Origin of the sequence: Mesorhizobium quangtriensis (genome assembly GCF_040081925.1) — a bacterium.
GTDB classification, from domain to species: Bacteria; Pseudomonadota; Alphaproteobacteria; order Rhizobiales; family Rhizobiaceae; genus Mesorhizobium_K; species Mesorhizobium_K quangtriensis.
Map to the genome: position 1 here is coordinate 1,722,719 of NZ_JBEBMF010000001.1, position 21,552 is coordinate 1,744,270.

The 21,552-nt window shown below is 64.1% G+C and carries 21 protein-coding genes; 8 read left to right on the forward strand and 13 right to left on the reverse strand.

The annotated features are described in order from the left end of the window. Window positions 1-3: 3 nt before the first annotated feature. On the reverse strand, window positions 4-909 hold the full coding sequence (locus tag ABMA32_RS08405) for a DMT family transporter (RefSeq protein WP_349013243.1): 906 nt from the start codon (window positions 907-909) through the stop codon (window positions 4-6). A gap of 142 nt (window positions 910-1,051) precedes the next feature. Here ABMA32_RS08405 and ABMA32_RS08410 point away from each other — a divergent pair, with 142 nt between their 5' ends. The 3 genes from ABMA32_RS08410 to ABMA32_RS08420 all read left to right on the forward strand — a co-directional run bounded on the left by ABMA32_RS08410 (window position 1,052) and on the right by ABMA32_RS08420 (window position 4,710). Beyond that, complete coding sequence (locus tag ABMA32_RS08410) at window positions 1,052-2,707, forward strand: vWA domain-containing protein (protein WP_349013244.1); 1,656 nt, start codon at window positions 1,052-1,054, stop codon at window positions 2,705-2,707. Between the two features lie 100 nt (window positions 2,708-2,807). Next, window positions 2,808-4,295 (forward strand): vWA domain-containing protein, encoded by a 1,488-nt coding sequence (locus ABMA32_RS08415; RefSeq protein WP_349013245.1) that lies wholly within the window; start codon window positions 2,808-2,810, stop codon window positions 4,293-4,295. Between the two features lie 61 nt (window positions 4,296-4,356). Continuing rightward, window positions 4,357-4,710, forward strand: a complete 354-nt coding sequence (locus ABMA32_RS08420; RefSeq protein WP_349013246.1) for an MliC family protein — start codon at window positions 4,357-4,359, stop codon at window positions 4,708-4,710. Window positions 4,711-4,733: 23 nt separating this feature from the next. On the opposite strand, the gene ABMA32_RS08425 is transcribed toward ABMA32_RS08420, so the two are convergent. The 4 genes from ABMA32_RS08425 to zwf all read right to left on the reverse strand — a co-directional run bounded on the left by ABMA32_RS08425 (window position 4,734) and on the right by zwf (window position 9,732). After that, window positions 4,734-5,489 carry an esterase/lipase family protein gene (locus ABMA32_RS08425; RefSeq protein ID WP_349013247.1) on the reverse strand — a complete coding sequence of 252 codons (756 nt, stop codon included), beginning with the start codon at window positions 5,487-5,489 and terminating at the stop codon, window positions 4,734-4,736. Between the two features lie 151 nt (window positions 5,490-5,640). Continuing rightward, window positions 5,641-7,464: a phosphogluconate dehydratase gene (gene edd / locus ABMA32_RS08430; RefSeq protein WP_349013248.1), complete on the reverse strand. Its 1,824-nt coding sequence runs from the start codon at window positions 7,462-7,464 to the stop codon at window positions 5,641-5,643. 93 nt (window positions 7,465-7,557) lie between these two features. After that, window positions 7,558-8,253 (reverse strand): 6-phosphogluconolactonase, encoded by a 696-nt coding sequence (gene pgl, locus ABMA32_RS08435; RefSeq protein WP_349013249.1) that lies wholly within the window; start codon window positions 8,251-8,253, stop codon window positions 7,558-7,560. A 3-nt stretch (window positions 8,254-8,256) separates the two neighbouring features. After that, entirely contained in the window at window positions 8,257-9,732 is a 1,476-nt protein-coding gene (gene zwf, locus ABMA32_RS08440; protein WP_349013250.1) for a glucose-6-phosphate dehydrogenase, read from the reverse strand. Window positions 9,733-9,984: 252 nt separating this feature from the next. On the opposite strand from zwf, the gene ABMA32_RS08445 reads away from it, so the two are divergent. Then, window positions 9,985-10,383, forward strand: coding sequence for a thermonuclease family protein (locus tag ABMA32_RS08445; protein WP_349013251.1), 399 nt, complete (start codon window positions 9,985-9,987; stop codon window positions 10,381-10,383). 7 nt (window positions 10,384-10,390) lie between these two features. Here ABMA32_RS08445 and ABMA32_RS08450 read toward each other — a convergent pair whose 3' ends face one another. Further along, window positions 10,391-11,389, reverse strand: a complete 999-nt coding sequence (locus tag ABMA32_RS08450; RefSeq protein ID WP_349013252.1) for a serine hydrolase domain-containing protein — start codon at window positions 11,387-11,389, stop codon at window positions 10,391-10,393. A gap of 157 nt (window positions 11,390-11,546) precedes the next feature. Between ABMA32_RS08450 and ABMA32_RS08455 the strand changes: the two genes are divergently transcribed. Continuing rightward, on the forward strand, window positions 11,547-12,068 hold the full coding sequence (locus ABMA32_RS08455; protein WP_349013253.1) for a hypothetical protein: 522 nt from the start codon (window positions 11,547-11,549) through the stop codon (window positions 12,066-12,068). On the opposite strand, the gene ABMA32_RS08460 is transcribed toward ABMA32_RS08455, so the two are convergent. The 6 genes from ABMA32_RS08460 to aceA all read right to left on the reverse strand — a co-directional run bounded on the left by ABMA32_RS08460 (window position 12,065) and on the right by aceA (window position 17,378). Next, window positions 12,065-13,351 carry an NAD(P)/FAD-dependent oxidoreductase gene (locus ABMA32_RS08460; protein WP_349013254.1) on the reverse strand — a complete coding sequence of 429 codons (1,287 nt, stop codon included), beginning with the start codon at window positions 13,349-13,351 and terminating at the stop codon, window positions 12,065-12,067. The genes ABMA32_RS08455 and ABMA32_RS08460 overlap by 4 nt on opposite strands. A 2-nt stretch (window positions 13,352-13,353) precedes the next feature. Further along, a complete protein-coding gene (locus ABMA32_RS08465; RefSeq protein WP_349013255.1) occupies window positions 13,354-14,787 on the reverse strand; it encodes a glutamine synthetase family protein in 1,434 nt (477 codons plus the stop codon). Between the two features lie 76 nt (window positions 14,788-14,863). Beyond that, entirely contained in the window at window positions 14,864-15,244 is a 381-nt protein-coding gene (locus ABMA32_RS08470) for a hypothetical protein (protein WP_349013256.1), read from the reverse strand. Between the two features lie 2 nt (window positions 15,245-15,246). Next, complete coding sequence (locus ABMA32_RS08475; RefSeq protein WP_349013257.1) at window positions 15,247-15,705, reverse strand: response regulator; 459 nt, start codon at window positions 15,703-15,705, stop codon at window positions 15,247-15,249. Window positions 15,706-15,827: 122 nt separating this feature from the next. Then, on the reverse strand, window positions 15,828-16,064 hold the full coding sequence (locus ABMA32_RS08480; protein WP_349013258.1) for an SMc00767 family acetate metabolism repressor: 237 nt from the start codon (window positions 16,062-16,064) through the stop codon (window positions 15,828-15,830). A gap of 24 nt (window positions 16,065-16,088) precedes the next feature. Further along, the gene (gene aceA, locus ABMA32_RS08485) at window positions 16,089-17,378 is read right to left on the reverse strand and encodes an isocitrate lyase (protein ID WP_349013259.1); all 1,290 of its coding nucleotides are present in this window, start codon (window positions 17,376-17,378) and stop codon (window positions 16,089-16,091) included. A gap of 197 nt (window positions 17,379-17,575) precedes the next feature. On the opposite strand from aceA, the gene ABMA32_RS08490 reads away from it, so the two are divergent. Continuing rightward, window positions 17,576-19,012 carry a helix-turn-helix domain-containing protein gene (locus tag ABMA32_RS08490; protein WP_349013260.1) on the forward strand — a complete coding sequence of 479 codons (1,437 nt, stop codon included), beginning with the start codon at window positions 17,576-17,578 and terminating at the stop codon, window positions 19,010-19,012. Window positions 19,013-19,075: 63 nt separating this feature from the next. Continuing rightward, window positions 19,076-19,561: a Crp/Fnr family transcriptional regulator gene (locus ABMA32_RS08495; RefSeq protein ID WP_349013261.1), complete on the forward strand. Its 486-nt coding sequence runs from the start codon at window positions 19,076-19,078 to the stop codon at window positions 19,559-19,561. Here the strand turns inward: ABMA32_RS08495 and ABMA32_RS08500 are convergent. Further along, entirely contained in the window at window positions 19,521-20,345 is an 825-nt protein-coding gene (locus tag ABMA32_RS08500) for a metallophosphoesterase family protein (RefSeq protein WP_349013262.1), read from the reverse strand. The two genes, ABMA32_RS08495 and ABMA32_RS08500, sit on opposite strands and share 41 nt — an antisense overlap. A 211-nt stretch (window positions 20,346-20,556) precedes the next feature. On the opposite strand from ABMA32_RS08500, the gene ABMA32_RS08505 reads away from it, so the two are divergent. Continuing rightward, entirely contained in the window at window positions 20,557-21,507 is a 951-nt protein-coding gene (locus ABMA32_RS08505; protein WP_349013263.1) for a DMT family transporter, read from the forward strand. Window positions 21,508-21,552 lie beyond the last annotated feature (45 nt).

A 21,552-nucleotide genomic window follows, 5' to 3' on the forward strand; every position in this document is an offset into this window, starting at 1 on the left:
GGATCAGCCTTCGGCGGGAATGGCTTCGGCGCGCCGTTCGCGATAGACAACGTAAAGCCCGGCCCCGATCGTGATGGCGATGCCGAGCGCAGCCAGTCCGTTGGGTAAGTCCCTGAAGACGAGCCAGCCCACGAGAGTCGCGCAAGGGATTTCGAGATATTGCATCGGCGCCAGCGTCGCTGAAGGCGCGTAGCGGAACGACCATGTCAGCAACAGGTGCGCGAACGTTCCGAAGCCGCTGATCGCCGCAAGCAACCAGATTTCGCGCGTGTCGGGCATCTCCAACTGCAGTATCCCGACGTCGCTGCCAGAACCGGCGGCAAGCAACAGGCCGAGTCCCAAGGTGGCAATCATGCCACTCACCGCCTGCAGGCTCAGCGGATCGTTGTCCTTGGCGGTCTGGCGGCTGACCAGTTGGTAAAATGCGAAGGCCAACGCAGCGCCGAGAGGCAGCAGCGCCGCCCAGCCGACTTCGACGAAGCTCGGCTGGATGACCAGCATCGTCCCGATGAATCCGACCGTACAGGCGATAAGCCGCCTGGGCCCGACTTCTTCGTCCAGTATGAAGCGGCCGAGCAGCAGCATGATGAAGGGCAGCACGAAGGTAATGGCGATCACGTCGGCAAGTGGCATGAGCCACAACGCGACGAACAGCGTTGCGCTGCCGACGATGTGAAACACGGTGCGCAGCGCCGTCAGCCCGACCACGCGCGATGTCATCGAGAGAGACCGCCCTGTTGCCCAGACTATCGGCAGGAGCAGGATGGCCTGGACGGCAAACCTGATGAACAGCAGCTGTACCAGCGGAACTGACGGCCCGAGCAGTTTCGCCATTGCGTCGCCTATCGGCACGACGGCGCAGAAGGCGATCATCAGGGATATACCCAGCAGTGGACGGTCAGCAGTCATGAGTTGGCAGTAGTAGGCCGTGGGAGGCCCGACAATGTGCCAGAAGCAACATTCTTGACGTAACGTCGCGCTCCTTGTCAGGCCAGAGGGCCTCGTTTAGCTTCACGCACAAAATCTGGATGCAAAGCGGCGGAGTAAATTGATGACGGCCTTCCTCAGGCACGCCTTGGCTGCGTTTTTCCTGTCTTCGCTCACCACGACCAGTGTATTCGCAGCCGACCGCGCGATTATCGTGCTCGACGCATCTGGCTCCATGTGGGGCCAGATAGACGGCAAGGCCAAGCTGGAGATCGCCCGCGATGCGCTGAAGACGGTGCTGCAGACAGTTCCGCAGGACATGGAACTCGGGCTGATGGCCTATGGCCATCGCGAGAAGGGCAGTTGCTCCGACATCGAGCTCGTCGTTCCACCCGCCGCAGGCAGCGGCGGCGCGATCTCCGCCGCTGCCGACAAGATGAAGTTCCTCGGCAAGACGCCGTTGTCGGCGGCTGTCCGGCAGGCGGCCGAAGACCTCCGCTATACCGAAGACAAGGCGACCGTCATCCTGATCACCGACGGGCTGGAAACCTGCAATGCCGATCCCTGCGCCGTTGGCAAGGAACTGGAGCAGGCCGGCATCGACTTCACCGCCCATGTCGTCGGCTTCGGTCTGACGGCCGAGGAAGGCCGGCAGGTCGCCTGCCTGGCGGAAAACACCGGCGGCAAGTACATCCAGGCATCCGACGCCGACACGCTGAAGGACGCGCTGGTGCAGACGGTGGCAGCGGAACCGGCGCCCGCGCCGCAGCCAGCGCCCGCACCGGAACCGGCCGCCCCCGAATTCAACATCATCCCGACAGTGTCCCTCGCCGAAGGCGGGCCGGATCTGGGAGTGGATGCAGGCAACACATGGTTCGTCCACAAAGCCAATGCCGACGGCAGCCAGGGCGAATATGTCTCCACCGACTATGGCGCGTGGAAAGGCAATCTTACGGCGGGTGACTACATCCTGACCGCCAGGCAGGGCCATGCCGAGCAATCGCAGCCTGTGACCATCGCGGCCGGTGAAGTTGCGCGGCCGCATTTCACGCTGAACGCCGGCACGCTGGTCATTCGCGCCCGGCCGAGCGAAGGCGCTGACATCGCCAGCGGGGCGTCGATCAATGTCCAATATCCCGGCGGCGGCGACACGACCTATTATGGCGAGATGAAGACGGTCTTCCCCGCCGGCCAGAATGTCGTGACAGTCAAGGTGGGCGAGGGCGTCGTGTCCGAGACCTTCGAGCTGAAGCCCGGCGAGACGATCGAGCGCGACATGATCGCCGGCGTCGGCCACCTGCTCGCCAACGCATCCTACGTGCTCGGCATGAAGGTCGATGCCAGCGGACTGTCGGTCGAAATCCTGAAGGCGCAGAAGAAGATCGACGGCACGCGCGACAAGGTAACCTACGGCTACGGGCCGGACACGAAATACGACCTGCCGCCGGGCGACTACGTGCTGTGGGCGAAGCTCGATGCGGCCGAGGCCGAGGCGCCTTTCTCCGTCAGTGTCGCGGCGAATGTGGCGGTAGACGTGGTGCTCAACGCCGGCGTGCTGGCGATCTCGGCGCCGGGTGCGAAAGAAGTCCGCATCTACGGCGCGGCAAAGGACATCCAGGGCGAGAGAAAGCAGTTCCACTATGCCTATGACCAGCAGTTGCAGGTCACCATGCCGGCTGGCGACTTCGTCATCGTGGCGACGCGCGGCGACGACAACGTGCAGACCGAGACGCCGGTGACGGTGAAGGCAGGCGAGCGCACGGAGGTCACCGCGAACTGATCCGTCGCTCGGTACAAACATCCGTGAGAGCGCTTCTTTCGGGCGCCGAAACGGTCTAGCTTCACGCCCGGCGGACGACCTGATTCACCGGGAGAGGGAAATGCGGTTTCTTTCACGCGGCACGATTGCCGCGCTGTTGCTTGGCTGTGCGGTCGCCTCCGGCCATGCCGCCGAGCGGACGATCATCGTCTTTGACGCTTCCGGGTCGATGTGGGGCCAGGTCGACGGCAAGCCGAAACAGCTGATCGCGCGCGACACGCTTCGCAACGTCTTGCAGACCGTTCCGTCCGGAGCGGAGTTCGGGCTGATTGCCTATGGCCACCGCGAGAAAGGCTCCTGCACCGACATCGAGCTGGTCGTGCCGCCGGCAACCGGCACCGCAAGCGCCATAACGCAAGCTGTCGACGGGCTGAAATTCCTCGGCAAGACGCCGCTTACGGCGGCTGTGCGGCAGGCCGCTGACGCGCTGAAATACACCGAGGACAAGGCGACCGTGGTCCTGATCACGGACGGCGTCGAGAGTTGCGAGGCAGACCCTTGCGCGCTCGGCAGGGAACTCGAGCAGGCGGGCGTCGATTTCACCGCCCATGTGGTCGGCTTCGGCCTGACGGCCGACGAGGGCAGGGAGGTCGCCTGCCTGGCGGAAAGCACGGGCGGCAAGTATCTGCAGGCGTCGGACGCCGAGGGACTGCGGGAGGCGCTGGCGTCAACCGTTGTGGCGTCTCCTGAACCGGCAGCGCCACAGCCGGCGTCGCCCGCACCGGCGGCCCCCGAACCAGCTCCTCCGGTCGCAACTCCTGCCGAACCTGCCCCGGCCGCGCCAGCGGCGGAGCCAGCCCCACCCGTGGCCGAAACGCCGGCTGCAGAGCCGGCCGCGCCGCAGCCGCCGGCTGAACCGGCGACACCCGAGCCTGCGCCTCCGGTCGCCGCGCCAACCGAACCCTCGCCGGCCGAACCAGTGCCAACGCCGCCAGTCGCTGCGCAGCCGCAGGCGGAACCCGCTGCTCCGGTCCCAGCCACGCCCGAAACGCCAGCGCCCGCGCCCCAGCCAGCAGAGCCGGCGGCAGCGCCGGCAAACGACGCCGCGATCGACGCGGGCCACGTCACCGTCAACGCGCTCTATGCGCCGGCGGGCGCGCGGGTGGAAGCCTCTGGACTGGACGTCAGGATATTCAAGGCGAGGCCAAACGCTGACGGCACGCGTGAGCAGGTTGCCTACAGCTTCGGTGCGGCCTCGAAGTTCGACATCGCTCCCGGCGATCATGTCGCCGTCGTGAAACTCGATCAGGTCGAGGTCGAGCAGCCGTTCAACATCAGGGCGGGCGAGACGAAGGATGTGACGGCCGTCCTCAACGCTGGAATCCTCGAAATCTCAGCGCCGAACGCGAAGGACATCAGGGTGCTTGCGGCGACTCGGGATGCGCAGGGCGAGCGCAAGCAGTTCGGCCAGGGGTTCGGCGGTCCCTACCGGACGACGCTGCCCGCAGGCGACTATGTCGTGACGACTGATCGGCGGGACGGCAGCGCTGTCAGGGAGACGGCCGTCAGGGTCAGGCTTGGTGGGCGCACTGAGTTGACCATCGAATAGGGACACGATCTTGTCTCGAATGTAAGCGACATTCGGGCGAAGGTTCGCGGAGATGAAGCAGATGTGGAAGAGGATGATTGCGGTAGTGGCGCTGGCCCTAGTGCCCACCGCCGTACTCGCCGATCCGCTGACGATCGATCTGCCGGGCGCGGCGTCCGACGTGCGCGACGACGTCGCCTATTCCTGTACGGGCGACCGCAAGGTGATCGTCGACTATGTCAACGCGGGCGGAAATTCGCTTGCCGTCGTCGATCTCGGCGACCGCACCGTGCTGATGGTGACGGTGCTTTCGGGCAGCGGCGCGCGCTATGCCGGCCAGCAATACATCTGGTGGACGAAGGGGGAAACAGGCGACCTCTACGATCTCACCAAGGGTGAGAATGCGCCGCCGGAATTTACCTGCACCGCCGATTAGGCGGGATGCCGGTAGCAGGCGCGCTACTGCGCCCGCGGCTCCGTCTTGCCGATCCGCTTCACCATCAGCGTCGCTTCATTGTAGTCCAGCCCGTGATCGAAACGCCCCTTCTGCAGGAAGGTAAGCGTCTGAGCGATGGTCATCGGATTGTTCATGATGAAGGTATGCGTGAGATGCAGGGTTATGTGATCCCGCATTCCCTGAAGCTTGGTGCTCGCTACGGTAAGCATGCCGTCATTGGGTCCGCTCAGCTTTGACGAGAAGATCGGATTGGCCGAGCGGTCTCCGGCAATGATGCCGAGCGTGTAGTTCGCCGGGCCGAGCCTGCGAGGCAGGCTGTCTGGCCCGGTGCCCAGCTCCTCGGCAGCAGGCCCCATGATGCTTATCAACTCGGAGCCGGCATATTTATCGGCAACTTCCGATCCCTGATTGGGCGGCGCCAGCATCACCACATTGCCGAGATTGGCCGGCCGGCTGTCGCGTAGCCAGGCGCGCAGGACGATTCCGCCCAGCGAATGGGTCACGAAATTGACACGGTCGCCACCGCATTTTTGCACCGCGGTGGACACATACGGCGTCAGTTCCTCGACGGGCTTGCGTGTGGACGGGTACTTTGCGTTCACGACCTTGTAGGAGGCCTTCTTGAGCGCGACCTCCATAGTCTTCATGGACTGCCCGGTCCGGGATAGTCCGTGCAGCAGGACGACGCACTCCGCCGCCGCCGCCACCTGAGGCAGCGCAAGTGCCAGAACGAAAATAAGGCAACCGACGAGCTTCATTTAGAGTCTCTTACGCATGGACGGGAGTGGCAGATCACCATGGAAAATGGGTGTTCCGGGCTGTTGCCGCAGCGCAGCAATTCATGAATCACAACGGTCTTTCTGTCCAGAGACCAGAAATTCGAAAAATCCCACCTGCGGCAGAAAAGCCTCAGACGAAACCGAACACGCTGGCGCCTTGGTCGGCGCGGCCCGCAAGCTCGCGGAAGCCGGCGAACAGCTCGCGGCCGAAACCGTGTCCGTTGGCCGACAGATCCGGCGAACGGATCGGTCTCGCCGCCAGTTCTTCGTCGGGCACCAGCACTTCCAGCGCGCCGGTTTCGGCATCGAGACGCAGCATGTCGCCGTCATGCAGCCGGCCGATCGGACCGCCTTCCAGCGCCTCCGGAGTCACGTGGATGGCGGCCGGAACCTTACCGGAAGCCCCCGACATGCGCCCGTCGGTCACCAGCGCGACCTTGTGGCCGCGATCCTGCAGCACGCCGAGAACCGTGGTCAGCCGGTGCAGTTCCGGCATGCCGTTGGCCTTCGGTCCCTGAAAGCGGATCACGGCGATGAAGTCGCGGTCGAGTTCGCCGGCCTTGAACGCGGCGGTCAGCGCCTCCTGGCTGTCCAGCACGACGGCGGGAGCCTCGATGACGCGCCGATCGGGTTTCACGGCGGAGGTCTTGATGATGGCGTGGCCGATATTGCCCGACAGCACCTTCAGCCCGCCCGTCGGCTGGAACGCCTTGGCGACAGGAGCCAGAACCTTCTCGTCGCCGCTGACCTTCGGGGCGGGTTCGCGCACCACGCTGCCGTCCACGCCCAGCCTCGCCTCGACCGTGTAGGGGCGCAAGCCTTCGCCCCAGACCGTCTGGACGTCCTCATGCAGCAGGCCGGCGTCGAGCAGTTCGCGGATGAGGAAGCCCATGCCGCCCGCCGCATTGAAATGGTTCACATCCGCAAGCCCGTTCGGATAGACGCGCGCCAGAAGCGGCACCGCCTCAGACAGGTCGGAGATGTCCTGCCATGTGATCGAGATGCCCGCCGCGTGCGCCATGGCGATGAGGTGGATCGTGTGGTTGGTCGAGCCGCCAGTCGCATGCAGCCCGACGATGCCGTTCACGACGGAACGTTCGTCGATCATCTTGCCGACCGGCGTGTAGGCGTTTCCGAGCTGCGTGATTGCCAGCGCCCGTTTGGCCGCCTCCTTCGTCAGCGCGTCGCGCAGCGGCGTGCCGGGATTGATGAAGGATGCGCCGGGCGTGTGCAGCCCCATGATCTCCATCAGCATCTGGTTGGAGTTGGCTGTGCCGTAAAAGGTGCAGGTGCCCGGCCCGTGATAGGATTTCGACTCGGCTTCCAGCAGTTCGGCGCGGCCGACCTTGCCCTCCGCATAGAGCTGGCGCACCTTCGACTTCTGGTCGTTCGGGATGCCCGACGTCATAGGCCCGGCAGGCACGAACACCGCCGGAAGGTGGCCGAAGGAGAGCGCTCCAATGACCAGCCCGGGTACGATCTTGTCGCAGACGCCGAGGTAAACCGCCGCATCGAACATATTGTGCGAAAGCCCGATCGCGGTCGCCATGGCGATCACGTCGCGCGAGAACAGCGACAGTTCCATGCCGGGCTGGCCCTGTGTGACGCCGTCGCACATGGCGGGCACGGCGCCGGCCACCTGCGCAATGCCGCCGGCCTCCCGCGCCGCTTCCTTGATCAGGTTGGGGTAGGTCTCGAACGGCTGATGCGCCGACAGCATGTCGTTGTAGGAAGTGATGATGCCGAGGTTGGGCACCCGGTCGCCGGCGAGCGCGACCTTTTCCGACGGGCTGCAGACGGCAAAGCCGTGCGCGAGGTTGCCGCAGGAGAGTGTCGCCCGGTTAGCGGTGGTACTCGCTGCTCTTCCGACACGATCGAGATAAAGTTCCCGGACGGGCCTTGAGCGTTCGCGGATTCGTGCCGTTATCGCCTCAATGTCATTCCTGGCGGTCATCGTTCATCCTTCCGGCGCGCCGCTGGAAAGTGGGAGCCTTTCCACCGGTACGCAAAACGGGGGCTTTTGGGGAAAGCCCCGCGCAAAGCAGGCCTATTCGGCCCAGAATATTTCCACCGGCCGCGGCGCAGCGGCGATCGCGGCCCCGATCGGCAGCTTCTCGCCGGCCAGCACACGGTCGAGCACGTCCTTCTTGTCCGGGCCTTCGATGTGCAGCGCGAGGAAACCCGCCTCCACGATCTTGCCGAGCGTCAGGGTCAGTCTGTGCTCCTGCGCGGTAACGGATTCTACCGGCAGCGCCAGTTCGTCGGCAGGTGCGGCGAGCAATTCGGCGACATCAGGCGCATCGGGGAAGAAGGAGGCGGTATGGCCATCCGGTCCCATGCCGAGGATTGCGACATCGAGCGGCCAGGGCAGCTTTGCCAGTTCGGCGCGCGCACGCTTGGCTGCCTCCTCGCCGTCATCGGTACCCTGATAGAGCGGCACGAATGTCGCGGCGGCGGCCGGACCTTGCAACAGCCTGTCGGCGACCAGCTTGGCGTTGGAGCGCGGCTGGTCCGCCGGCACGAGCCGTTCGTCGATCAGCGTCACGATCACCTTCTTCCAGTCAATCGCAGCCTTCGACAACTCACCGAACAGCAGTGTCGGCGTCGAGCCGCCGGACACGGCGATCAGCCCAGCCCCTCGTTTGGCGATCGCGTCGGCCAGCTTGCCGGCGATCATGTTCGCAAGCGTCTTGGCAAGCTCGGCGCGGCTGGGAAAGGTGTGCAGTTCGTAAGCGAGCGCCATTCGTCAGGCGCTCTCGTGCCAGGTGCGGCCATCACGCTCGATCAGCGCGATCGAACCGGACGGGCCCCACGTGCCGGCCGTGTAACCCTGCGCTTCCTGTCGCGTCTCCGCCCAGGCGTCGAGGATCGGCCCGACCCACATCCACGCGGCCTCGACCTCGTCACGGCGCATGAACAGCGTCTGGTTGCCGCGGATGACGTCCATGAGCAGGCGCTCGTAGGCATCGGGCGAGCGGCCTCCGAACGTATCGGAGAAGATCATGTCGAGCGGAAGCTGCCGCAGTCGCATGCCGCCCGGACCCGGGTCCTTGATCATGATGAAGATCTTGACGCTTTCATCCGGCTGCAGGCGGATGACAAGCTGATTGGGTATCATGTTGCCGGCGCTCTCGCCGAAGATATTGTAGGGCACCGGCTTGAAATTGATGACGATCTCGGAGACGCGCGTCGTCAACCGCTTGCCGGTCCTGATGTAGAAGGGCACGCCCGCCCAGCGCCAGTTGTCGATTTCGGCCTTCAGCGCAACGAATGTCTCGGTGGTGCTGTCCGGCTTGCCGAGTTCTTCCAGATAGCCCTTGACCGGTCCACCGGCCGAGGCACCGGCGCGGTACTGGCCGCGCACGGTCTTCTTGGGCGCTTCCTGTCCGTTGATGCGCTTCAGCGAACGCAGCACCTTCAGCTTCTCGTCGCGCACCGCGTTGGCTTCCACCGCTGATGACGGCGGCTCCATCGCGACGAGGCAGACGAGCTGCAGGATGTGGTTCTGCACCATGTCGCGCAAAGCGCCGGCGGTATCGTAATAGGTGACGCGATCCTCCAGCCCGACGGTCTCGGCAACCGTGATCTGCACGTGGTCGATATGGGCCGAATTCCACACCGGCTCGAAAAGCGCGTTGGCGAAGCGAACCGCCATCAGGTTCTGCACCGTCTCCTTGCCCAGATAGTGGTCGATGCGGAAAATCTGGTGCTCGCCGAAAACACTGCCGATCTGGTCGTTGAGCTGCTTGGCGGAAGCAAGATCGCGCCCGATCGGCTTTTCGACCACGATGCGCGAATTCTCGGTGATGACGTCATGCTTCTTCAGCTGCGAAGCGATGCTTCCGAAGAGAGCCGGCGTTACCGCGAGATAGAAGGCGCGGATCGCGTCGCTCTTGCCGATCGCCTTCTTCAGGTCATCGAAGCCGGCTCCGCTCGTCGCGTCAGCCGCGACATAGCTCAGCCGCTTGATGAACTTGTCGACCTCGGCCTTGTCCAGATATTCCTTGGCGACGTGCTCGGTCAGCGCCTTGCGGGCAAACTCCTGGAACTCCTTGTCGGTCAATTTCGAACGCGACGTGCCGATGATGCGCGTCGGCTCGGAGAACTGGTGGTCGCGCTGGCGATGGTAAAGCGCGGGCAGCAGCTTGCGCTCGGAAAGGTCGCCCGTGCCTCCGAAGATGATGAGGTCGAAAGGATCGACTGGAATGATCTGGCTGGTCATAGGGGGTCCACTCCGCACCGCAGTGCAACATATATTCTAATCGATTTAATCTTGCTAGTGGCAACGCGATGCCAAGGTGCCGCAGGCAAGGGCCAGCGGCCGGCTCGGCTCGAATTGCAGTGGCACCATAGTGCGTCCCTGTGACAGAATTCAAAGGGAGAATCGGCCGCGGGTGCATATCTTTCGAGCAGAAGTGCCCAAAGGCGTGTCTTTGCGCAGACTCTAGGCCGGCGCCTGCGGTGGAGGCAAGGAATGAACAGGAACGCCCTTTTGATCGCGATTCTCGCTACCTGTGCGATGGCTACGGCCGGCGCGGCGGCTGAGGTGACCGTCATCGACGGCGATACCATCGTCTATGACGGTCGACAGGCGGAAATCTGGGGTACCATCGCTCCATCGCGAACCGAAATCTGCACAACCTCGACGAACGAGAAATGGCCATGCGGCGAGCGCGCCTACGAGCAGCTTTCCGAACTGGCGCGGGATGAGACCTTTCGCTGCGAGGAAAAGGAAGAGCGCTTTCTCCTGTGCCGCGCAGGCGGGCTGGATGTGGGCCTGCTGATGGTGAAGGAAGGGCTGGTCCGCGCCCGACAGGATTATCACGACGTCGAAGCGCGGGCGCGTGAGGCGAAGGTCGGGCTCTGGCAGTAAGGAGCGGTCAGACGCTTGTCGCGCCGATGATCTCGCCCAGCAGCGCGTGCAGGTCGTCGCGGTGGCCGCTTTGCGCCGAGGGATCGTCGGGGATCGAGGTCATGGCGACCGTCAGGCCCAGCGCCGGTACGATGTAAAGCATCTGGCCTCCGAAGCCCCATGCATAGACGACTTGCTTACCGGCGATCTGGCGGATGAACCAGCCATAGCCGTAGCCGTCGCCGGAATAGATGGAATGGGTGCGGACCGTCCAGGATTCGCTTACCCAGTTTTCCGAAACGACCTGCTCGCCCGCGCGGTTCCGCCCGCCGTTGCGGTAGAGTTCGCCGAAGGCCAGCAGCGAGCGTGTCGACATCGCCATCTGGTTGCCGCCGACATAGATGCCCTGAGGGTCGCGGTCCCATGCGCCGATGGAAAAGCCCTCGACCGGGCCGAGCCATTCGCGCGCCAGTTCGCGCGTCGACTTGCCGCCGGCCTTGGTCAGGATAGCCGACAGCAGATGCGTGGAGCCGGTGGAATAGAGCATCGGCCCGCCCGGTTCGCCGTCGAAGGGTTCGGCAAGGGCCGCCCGCACCCAGTTGCTGCTCGACACCCAGCGCCCATAGTTCGGCCCGGAGGTCCGACCGAGCCCAGCCTGCATGGAGAGCAAATTGCCGATCGTCACGTCGTTGATACGCGGATCGGGATTGTCGGGCAGGTCACGCGCGAGGATAGGAGCGATCTTCTGGTCGACGCCCTCCAGCACTTGCCTGTCGATGGCGATGCCAACCAGTGCGGAGATGACGGATTTCGATGCTGATTTGATGTTGGTCGGCGCATCAGGCGAGCCGCCATGATATCCACGCGCGGCGATCTCCCTGCCGTCAAGCGCGACCACGACGTTGAGCAGCGGGCCGAGGTCTTTTGCGCGGTCGAGTACGAGCGACAGGGACTGACTGACCTGTGGCCGTGCAAAGCGGGTCGAGGCGAGGAGCAAAGGAAGTGCGAGAACGGCGCGTCTGTTCATTGGCCCGTAAATAGCCCCGCCTTTTAGACAATACAGAGGATATGCCATAGTCTCACGCGGTTGTGAGCAGATGCAACCAGATCGCCGATCGCCGGTTACCTGCACAGGCTGGCGAGCGCCGCGCCGATCGAGGACGCTTATCGCGAAAGGAAATCAGATGGCCGTCAACAGGAAGCAGCAGGAACGCGCACTCGACAAGGGCGAGATGGAGATGGTCGCAAAGTCCCGTCATCCGGAACTTCAGCAACTAGACGACAAGGAACTGGCCTCGCTGCTGAAGCTCTTGCGCGAACGTCGCGACAGGGCGCAGACCGAAACGAAACGCCGCAAGCGCGAAATGCGCGGCAAGGTCGATCCGAAGGGTGCTGCCGCATCGAAATCCGCCGAAGGCAACAAGACGAAACTCGAGGTGCTGAGCACCGCCGTGCGCAGGCTCAATGCAGAGCGTACACGCCGCGAGCGCATGGCCTCGCAGGTGGAACTGTCGCGCGCGGCGTTGAAGCTGAAGCAGAAGGCCGAAAGCGGGCACGAGGCTCCGGCCAACACCCGCCATGCGCATCAGGGCATGCGAAAGATCGCATCCCAGCGCCGCGAAAATCTCGTCCGGCCGATGGAGCTTGGCCGCCTGCGCAAGGCCGGAGCCGTCGCGCAGGCGAAGAGGGATAATGCGAACGGCTAGAACCGGTCGCGCAGCGCGTACCAGTTGAGGGCGAGGAACAGCAGCGGTGCGCGGAAGGTGCGGCCGCCGGGGAAGGGCGGTATCTTCAGCTCCTCGAAGAGCTTGAGGCGGTCGCGGTTGCCCGCGACTGACTCGGCATAAAGCTTACCCATAAAGTTGGAGAGCATGACGCCATGGCCGGAATAGCCGCCGGCGGAAATGACACCCGGCATCACCTCTTTCACGAAGGGCTTGCGCGGCATGGTGATGCCGACATAACCGCCCCATGCGTGAGTGATCTCGACGTCCTTCAGTTGCGGATAGATTTCGACGATCTGCTTGCGGATATGGATGTGGATATCCTGTGGATCGCCGGGCGCGTAGATCTCGCGGCCGCCGAACAGAAGTTCGCCGGTTTTCGCGCGCCGGAAGTAGCGCACGACGAAGCGTGAGTCCGACACGGATTCGCCGGCCGGCAGCACCGGGCTGTCGTCGCCCAGCGGTACGGTCGCGCCGATGAAGGAACCGATCGGCATGACATGCGAGGCCGTCTGTGGCTCAATGTCGCCGCCATAGGAGTTCACCGCGATCAGGCATTTCTTTGCCGTGATCGTGCCGGTCGGCGTGGTCACCACGACCTTGCCGCCATTGGTGTTGATGCTGGTCGCTTTCGTGTTCTCGTGCAGCTTCGCCCCGCTTTCGGCAGCCACGCGCGCGGTCCCAATCACCAGCTTCAGCGGATGGATATGGCCGGTGCCTGTATCACGCACGCCGCCGCAATAATGGTCCGAGCCCATGCGCTCATGCGTCTCGGAGGCGTCCATGTAGGCAATATGCGGATAGTTGAACCGCGTGTTCATCGCCTCAGCGTGCTCGAGATATTCGGGCAGCAGGCGTTCCTTGTGGCAGACGTTGAGGTGGCCGGGACGGAAGTCGATCTCTATTCCGTTGGTTTCGGCGAATTCGAGCAGATGCGCCTTGGCCTCTTCGGCCACGTCGAACAGCGCCTTGGCGCGCGTGAAGCCCAGTTCCTTCTCGATCTCTTCGGCACCGGCGCGCTGGCCCGTGCCGAGCTGTCCGCCATTGCGGCCCGATGCGCCGTCGCCGATGCGGTTGCCCTCGACCAGCACCACATTCGTACCGGATTTCGCCAGATGCGTCGCGGCCGAAAGCCCGGTGAAGCCGCCACCGACGATGACCACATCAGTCGTCACGTCGCCGTCGAGCGGCGCATAGTCGGGTCGAGGCCCGGCGGTATGTTCGTACCAGGAGTAGCCGGGCGAGATAGGGGACTGGTATTTCATGGTCACACGTTCAAAAGCAGATATTCACGTTCCCACGGCGAGATCACTTCCATGAAGGTCTCGAATTCCGCACGCTTGATTGCGGCATAGGTGGAGACGAAGGAAGCGCCAAGCACTTCGCGCAGGTCGTCGTCGGCCTCGAACAGGTCGACGGCTTCCAGCAAACCACGCGGCAGGTCGATTTCATCCTCATTGGCAGTGGTGAGGATCGGCGCGTCCGGCTTGATTTTCTTGTTGAGGCCGATCAGCCCGCAGGCGAGCGAGGCGGCAAGCGCCAGATACGGGTTGGCGTCGGAGGACGGGATGCGGTTTTCAACGCGCCGCGCCGCCGGGTCGGAGCGCGGGACACGGAACGCCGTGGTGCGGTTGTCGTAGCCCCATTTGTTGTTGACCGGGGCAGACGCCGCCTGCGTCAGTCGTCGGTAGGAATTCACATAGGGCGCGAACATCACCAGCGCATTCGGCACATGCTTCTGCATGCCGCCGATGAAATGCAGAAACTCGGCGGACTCGCTGCCGTCCTCGTTGGTGAAGAGGTTTCGGCCCGTCTTCGTATGGATGAGCGACTGGTGGATGTGCATCGCCGAGCCCGGCTGCCCCTGCATCGGCTTGGCCATGAAGGTGGCATAGGTCTCGTGCTTCAGCGCCGCCTCGCGGATGGTGCGCTTGAACAGGAATACCTGGTCGGCGAGTTCCACCGGATGGCCGTGGCGCAGGTTGATCTCGAGCTGGCCGGCGCCCTCCTCGTGGATCAGCGTGTCGATCTCCAGCCCCTGCGCCTCGGAGAAATGGTAGATGTCGTCGATCAACTCGTCGAACTCGTTGACGCCCGCGATCGAATAGCCCGCGCCGCCGCCGATGGGACGGCCCGAGCGGCCGACGGGCGGCGTCAGCGGATAGTCGGGATCGGGGTTCTTGCGCACCAGATAGAACTCGATCTCGGGCGCGACGACCGGCTTCAGACCCTTGTCGGCATAGGCGGCCAGAACCTTCTTCAGCAGGTTGCGCGGGGTGAACTCCACGGCGCGCCCGTCCTGATGAACGAGGTCGCAGATGACCTGCGCGGTCGGGTCGGATTCCCACGGCACTTCGGACAATGTGCCGAGGTCCGGCATGAGTTTCAGGTCGCCGTCGTCCTCGGGATAGGAGAAGCCGTTGCCGTCCTCGGGATAACCGCCCGAGATCGTCGTCATGAAGACGGCGGACGGCAGCGCCAGCGAGGTGTTGGAAGTGAATTTCTTCGACGGCATCATCTTGCCGCGCGCGATGCCGGCCTGGTCGGGCGTGATGCACTCGATGTCCTCGATGCCGCGCCATTCGAGCCAGGCGCCGGCTTCCTTCCAGTTCTTCACGCCGCGATGGTTCTTCACAAACGCAGGCGCACGCGCGCGGCCCCCGCGGTTCGACGGACGGGCTTCCTTCTTGTCAGACGGCATCAATCACCGATTGGATGTTGCAGATTTCCGACTATAGCCGGGCCGCGTCGTGAAAGGGAAGGGGGCGGGCGCGCACCTATATCCAGCGCCGGTTTGGCGTCACCGCTGCGATTGCGACTGTGTCGTCGTTTCCTTGGTCGATCTTTATGATGTGCCGAGGCTGAAAGGGCAGTTCTATTCCTCGCCAAAAGAAGTCATTTTCCTCAATGCAGGTCGGCTCGTTATCCAATATGCCCAGATAACCGCCATCAATTCTCTCGCGCACGATCACCCACATGCGCTCCACCTCGGTATCGTCCTCCACCTGAATCGCGAAGATAAGCTTGGCCAAGTCGCCGGGCTGAAGTTTCTCGCGTTCTGATAGGCTCGGTATCCAGAAACTCAGTGGCGCGGCTCGGTGGTATTCCTCACCGTCTTCCAGATGCCAGCCGTCTGTCTCCATACTGGGCTGGCGCATGGCTAAGTGCCGGCACCCTTGACCAGTCGATCGACTACCGGCTGCAACTGCTCGGTGGTGAAAGGCTTGGTCACCACCGCATCGGTCACGCTGTCGAGCGACGGTCCGACAGGCGTTGCCGTTCGGTTCGACAGCAGGATCACCGCTGGATACCTGCCGCCCGAAACCCGACGAAGCGCGATGACGCCCGCGACGACGCTGCCGCAATCCCTGTTTTCGGCGCCTCCATCGAGGATGACGAGGCCGGGAAAAGTCAGTGGCAGAACGCGGACGGCGCTGGCAGGCGGTTCGCAGACGGGTTTCAGCCCGCTGCGCTCGACGATCTTCGCCACCACGATGCGATTGATCTGCGAATTGCCGACGATCAGAACCCGCGAGAGGTCCGGCGTCAGCCCATGGGCGGCTTCACGGTCGGAAAGGACTTTCGCCTCGTCGAAAACCGGTTCATGCCGCGATGCCATCGTGCCTGCTACACCCTGAACGCCCACGGAAGCCGCGCCGGCAGCGTCCACAGACCTAGAGTAGTTCCGCAACCAGCCGAACGCCAGCGGCAATACTGTTGCCGCTGGGGCATCGCGCCGATTCAGCCCTGCTGCGTCACGACCACCGGGATCAGCAGGTCGCCCCAATTGCCGTTGCCGCTGTGGTGGCGGGCCGAGCGCACCAGTTCGACCGACACGCCGGCATCCACGGCCTGCATGACCGCCTGGTTCAGCCGGTGCAGGTCGTTGGCGAGGATGCGGATCGCCGCCTGCTGGTCGGTGTTCATCGCCGAGGCCTGTTCCTCGGCGCGCTGCTTCACTTGGGGCCTGACGTTCATGGTCCTTCTCCCTGTTGTACCCGGTTATTCCGCGGCCGGGCGGAACTGTTCGTGTTCGGTGGATTCATGCATGGCTGTCGTCGACGACTTGCCGCCGGTAATCGCCATCGATACGGCGTCGAAATAGCCGGTGCCGACCTCGCGTTGGTGCTTGGTCGCGGTGTAGCCATTGGCCTCCGCGTCGAACTCCGCCTGCTGCAGCTCGGAATAGGCCGCCATCTGGCGGTCCTTGTAGCCGCGCGCCAGTTCGAACATGCCGAAGTTCAGCTGGTGGAAGCCGGCGAGCGTGATGAACTGGAACTTGTAGCCCATCGCGCCCAATTCGCGCTGGAACTTGGCGATGGTGGCGTCGTCGAGGTTCTTCTTCCAGTTGAAGGACGGCGAGCAATTGTACGCCAGCTTCTTGCCCGGATGCGCCTTGTGCACGGCTTCGGCGAACTTCTTCGCCTGGGTGAGGTCCGGCTTGCCTGTTTCCATCCAGATCAGGTCGCAATGCGGCGCGTAGGCAATGGCGCGTGCGATGCACGGCTCGATGCCGTTGCGCACTTGGTAAAAGCCTTCGGCCGTGCGGCCCGCATCATAGTCAACGAACGGCTTGTCGTTTTCGTCGATGTCGGAGGTGAGCAGCTTCGCGGCCTCGGCGTCGGTGCGCGCCACGATCAGCGTCGGCGTACCCATAACGTCTGCAGCGAGCCGCGCGGCGTCGAGGTTGCGGATGTGCGCGGCGGTCGGGATCAGCACCTTGCCGCCGAGATGGCCGCACTTCTTCTCAGACGCGAGCTGGTCTTCGAAGTGAACGCCGGCCGCGCCCGCCTCGATGAAGGCCTTCATGATCTCGAACGCATTGAGCGGTCCGCCGAAGCCGGCCTCCGCGTCTGCGACGATCGGCGCGAACCATGTCTCGACCGACAGGCCCTTGCCCTCGGAAACCTCGATCTGGTCGGCGCGCTGCAGCGTCCGGTTGATGCGGCGCACCAGTTCAGGCGCGGCGTTTGCCGGGTAGAGCGACTGGTCGGGATACATGGCGCCCGCCGTGTTGGCGTCGGCAGCGACCTGCCAGCCGGAGAGATAGATCGCCCTCAAGCCGGCGCGCACCTGCTGCATCGCCTGGTTGCCGGTGACTGCGCCCAGCGCGTTCACGAAGTCTTCCGAGTGGATCAGCTTCCAGAGCCGGTTCGCGCCATTCTCGGCCAGTGTATGGCGGATCTGAACGGAGCCGCGCAGCCGCTCGACATCTGATGTCGAATAGGGCCGTTCGATGCCGTCATACCGGCCCTTCGGCGCGGACGGGATGAGGTTGTAAAAATCGGTCATTTCCGGCTCCTGATCTGCAAGTCGCAAGCTTCGAGGAGCTGTCGTGCGCCTCGTTCGATGTGACTTCATTTACAAATTGGGAGATGAAACGCCAGTTATGCCTTGTAGAATGCCTGAAAATAAGGGAAAATGAGTACAGGATTTGACAGACGCCATCTGTAAAAGTGTAAACATTGTAAAATATCCGCAGGCATTCCATGGCTGACCAGAAAATCTTCGCCGGACCGCGCATCCGCCGCCTGCGCATGGAGCGATCGCTGACCCAGACCGCGATGGCGGATGGGCTCGGCATTTCGCCCTCCTATCTCAACCTCATCGAACGCAACCAGCGTCCGCTTACCGTCCAGTTGATCCTCAAGCTCGCCTCGGTCTATCGCGTCGACCCGCACGAATTGCAGGGCGAGACGCGCAGTTCCGTCGCAGCGCTGAAGGAGGTGTTTGCCGATCCGCTGCTTGCGCGGGAACTACCGGGCGAACTGCCCGGCGACCAGGAACTGATCGACCTCGTCGAAACCGCGCCGAACGCCGCCGCCGCCATGCAGAAACTGTTTCGTGCCTATCGCGAACAGGCGGAGCGCTTGTCCGACCTCAACGCGCTTCTGGCGGGCGAGGGCAGGGCGACATCGCTTTCGGCCGCACGCCTGCCCGTGGACGAGGTACGCGACCTGTTCGAGCGCCGCCCCTGGCATTTTTCGTCGCTGGAAGATGCGGCCGAAACCCTGCGCGCCGAACTCGCGCCGGAGGCCGGCCATGGCGACGATCTCTTGGCCGCCTTGAAGACATGGCTGCGTAAGGAGTACGGCATTTCGGTCCGTCTGCTTCCCGCCGCCACGATGCCGAACTGGCGTCGCCGCTACGACCGGCATTCACAGCGTCTGTTTCTCTCCGAGCGGCTGTCGCGCGCCGACCAGTTGCGCGAGGTCGCGATGGAAGCCGGCCTCATCCGCATGCGCGATGTGCTGGCCGGCGAGGTCGACGCGTTGAAGCTGTCCTCTGACGAGGCGCGACGGCTTGCCCGCTTCGAGCTAGCGCGCTACGCCGCGCTGGCGCTGATGCTGCCCTACGCCGCCTTCCACCAAATGGCGACCCGCGCGCGCTACGATATCGCGGTGATCGCGGCGCGCTTCGGCGTCTCCTTCGAGCAGGCGGCGACGCGGTTGGTGAGCCTGCAACGTTCGGGCGCGGCGGGCGTGCCCTTTTTCCTGATGGAGACAGACAACGCTGGAAATCGCCTGCGCCGCATCGGTTCGGCTGGCTTTCCCCATGCGGCTTTCGGCGGCGGCTGCCCGAAGCTCGCGGTTCACGACGCTTTCGCCGAGCCGGGCCGTACGCTTGCCGAGGCCGTCGAGATGCCGGACGGGACCGCCTTCCTGACGATCGCCCGCACCGTCGACGGTCCGCAGGGCGGTTTCGACGAACGCCCGCGCCGGACCGCGCTGTTGCTCGGCTGCGACCTGTCGTTCCGGGAGCAGCTCGTCTATGGCGCGGCGCTTGCCGGCGCGCCGACGCCGATCGGTCCTGCCTGCCGGCTGTGCGAGCGGGCAGGCTGCCTCGCCCGCGCCGAGCCGCCGATCGCGCGCCCCCTCGGCCTCGATGAGATGGTGACGGGCCTGAGCGCCTTCGATTTTCAGTAGCACTTCCGTCTTGCGGTTCTGTCTCGCAGTTGCGAAGGTGGCCGCATTGGCGGCGGGAAAGCGATGCGCTCTGTTCTTGAACGTCTGGACGACAGTAGAAAGGTCGAGTTTACGGCCGGCTCCGTCCTGCTGTCAGAAGGCGAGCGGTCGGGAAAGCTCTACGTGCTGGCCGAGGGTACGGTCGAGGTGGCGCGCGGCGACACACCCGTGGCGGTTGTCAACGAGGCCGGTTCGGTCTTTGGCGAAATGTCCGTTCTGCTGGACGTCCCGCACACCGCGACAGTGAAGGCGTTGTCTGCCGCGAAGGTCTATGTCTTCGACGACGCGGCGGCGTTCATGAAGTCTGATCCCGAGATCGCGCTCGTCGTCGCGCGATTGCTCGCCCAAAGGCTGAATACGGCGACCACCTATCTGGTCGATCTGAAGCGCCAGTATGCGGGCCAGAAGAACCACCTTGGCATGGTGAGCGAGGTGCTTGCCAGCCTGCTCAACCAGCCGGAAACGGACTTCAGGCCGGGCTCCGACCGGCAACCTGATCCATCGATCTGACGACGAAGCCCTCGACCCAGCCTGGCAGGGCGGTAAGCTGTGGCACAGGCCGTTGGAGCGGCTGGTCGAGCCGCACCGACTGCACACCGGCGGCCGAGAACCAGACTGCCTCTTGCTCCTCCGTGTCGATGACGATGTGAGACGGTGGTGCGCCGTACTGCCGTCCCGCGTTGAACACCCAGGTCCTGCCGATCCTGTCGACCCATGACCCTTCGCTGACGAAGGGCGACTGATGCACATGGCCTGAGAAGACGATGTCGGGCTGGAATGTCCCGATCCAGTCGGCCAGCGGCTCGTCGCCGAAATAGCGGTGCCCGTCCCAACTCGTCGGCGACTTGTCGGGCGGTGCGTGGTGGATCCAGAACCACGGCCCGCCATCACGAAGCGCTGCGGCATCGGATAGCTGCGCCGCTATCCGGTCGCGCGTCAGCGGCCCGTCCCACCACGGGCAGGCGGTGAACAGGGTGCCTTGGCAGCGGATCGACTGCCCGTCCGCCAGCACGCCGAAATGCCCCAGTTCGCCGATCCATTTCGCCACTTTCTCGCCAGCCCCGTCACGCGCGTCGAGATCGTGATTGCCGGAGCAGGTGACCAGATGCGTCCTGGCGGCAATGAGCTCGATATATTTGCGCACGACCACTGTCTGCGCGCGCCAGTCCACCACGGAAGCGAGGTCGAGATGGTCGCCGGCCATGATGACGACGTCGAACTCGCCGGCCACGTTGACCACCCAGTCATATTGCGGCAGCGCGTAGTGAAGGTCGGCCACCACCAGATATCGCATCCACGCCCCCCGCTTGGAACGCCGGCAACAGAGTCGGCTGGGCGACCATACGTGGCAGCATCAGCATCGGCAAACCGCTTACGCCGTGGATTTGTCCCAACCGCAAGCCTATGCTGGATCATGCCGCCCTGCAGGCTTTGCCTTACGCCGGATCGGCAGCGCATGTCGCCTTCAGTGCAGTGCTCCCGATGAAATTCAACCACCTTTGGCCATGACCGACGCAGCCACCCAAACCGAAGGCAAGCCGCATGTTTCGCGGCGCGAGGAGCAACTTGGCTTCCTGCTCGTCTTCCTGTCTGCCCTGTTCTGGAGCTTCGGCGGGACTATCGCGCGTTTCATAGAAACGCCCGACACCTGGGCTGTTGTCTTCTGGCGTTCGGTCTGGGCTACAATTTTCCTGATCGGCTTCATGCTGTTGCGGGACGGCGTGCGCGGCACGTTAAGGCTCTTTCGCGACATGGGCGTTCCGGGCATCGCCGTCGGCATCTGTTTCGCCACCGCCTCGTCCTCTTTCGTCATTGCGATCGCGCACACCACGGTCGCAAACGTCGTCCTCATGCAGGCCGGCGTCCCGCTGATCGCCGCGCTGATGGCCTTCATCTTCTTTCGCGAAAGGGTGTCGCCAGCCACCTGGGTCGCGATCGGCGCGGTCATATGCGGCGTAGCCATCATGGTCTCGGAATCTTTCGACGGCACGGTTTCGCCCGTCGGCGACAGCCTCGCCTTGCTGATTGCCTTCGCCTTCTCCACCGCGACGGTCATCACGCGGCGCTACTCGCATGTGCGCATGACGCCGGCGACCTGCCTGGGCACGATCATCGCGGCTGCGTTTGCCGCGAGCCAGGCCGGGAGCCTAGCAGTGTCCGGCCATGACATGGCGTGGCTGTTCGCATTTGGCGCGCTTAATCTCGGGCTCGGCCTGGCCTGTTTTGCGACCGGCGCGCGGCTGATCCCGGCGGCATTCGCCGCGCTGCTCGGTACCTTCGAGACGCTGCTCAGCCCGGTCTGGGTATGGCTGGTGCACGGCGAGGTTCCGTCGGCTCGGACACTGGTCGGCGGCGCGGTCATCTTCGCAGCCCTGTTGGTCCACATAGGACTTCAATTCCGCCGGATGTCAGCGCCCGCCCGGCCCGGCGTCACGGGTATCCCCGCACCCAATTGACGCGACGTTCGGTCCCGCCGGCGATTCAAACCTTGTCGCCGTCTA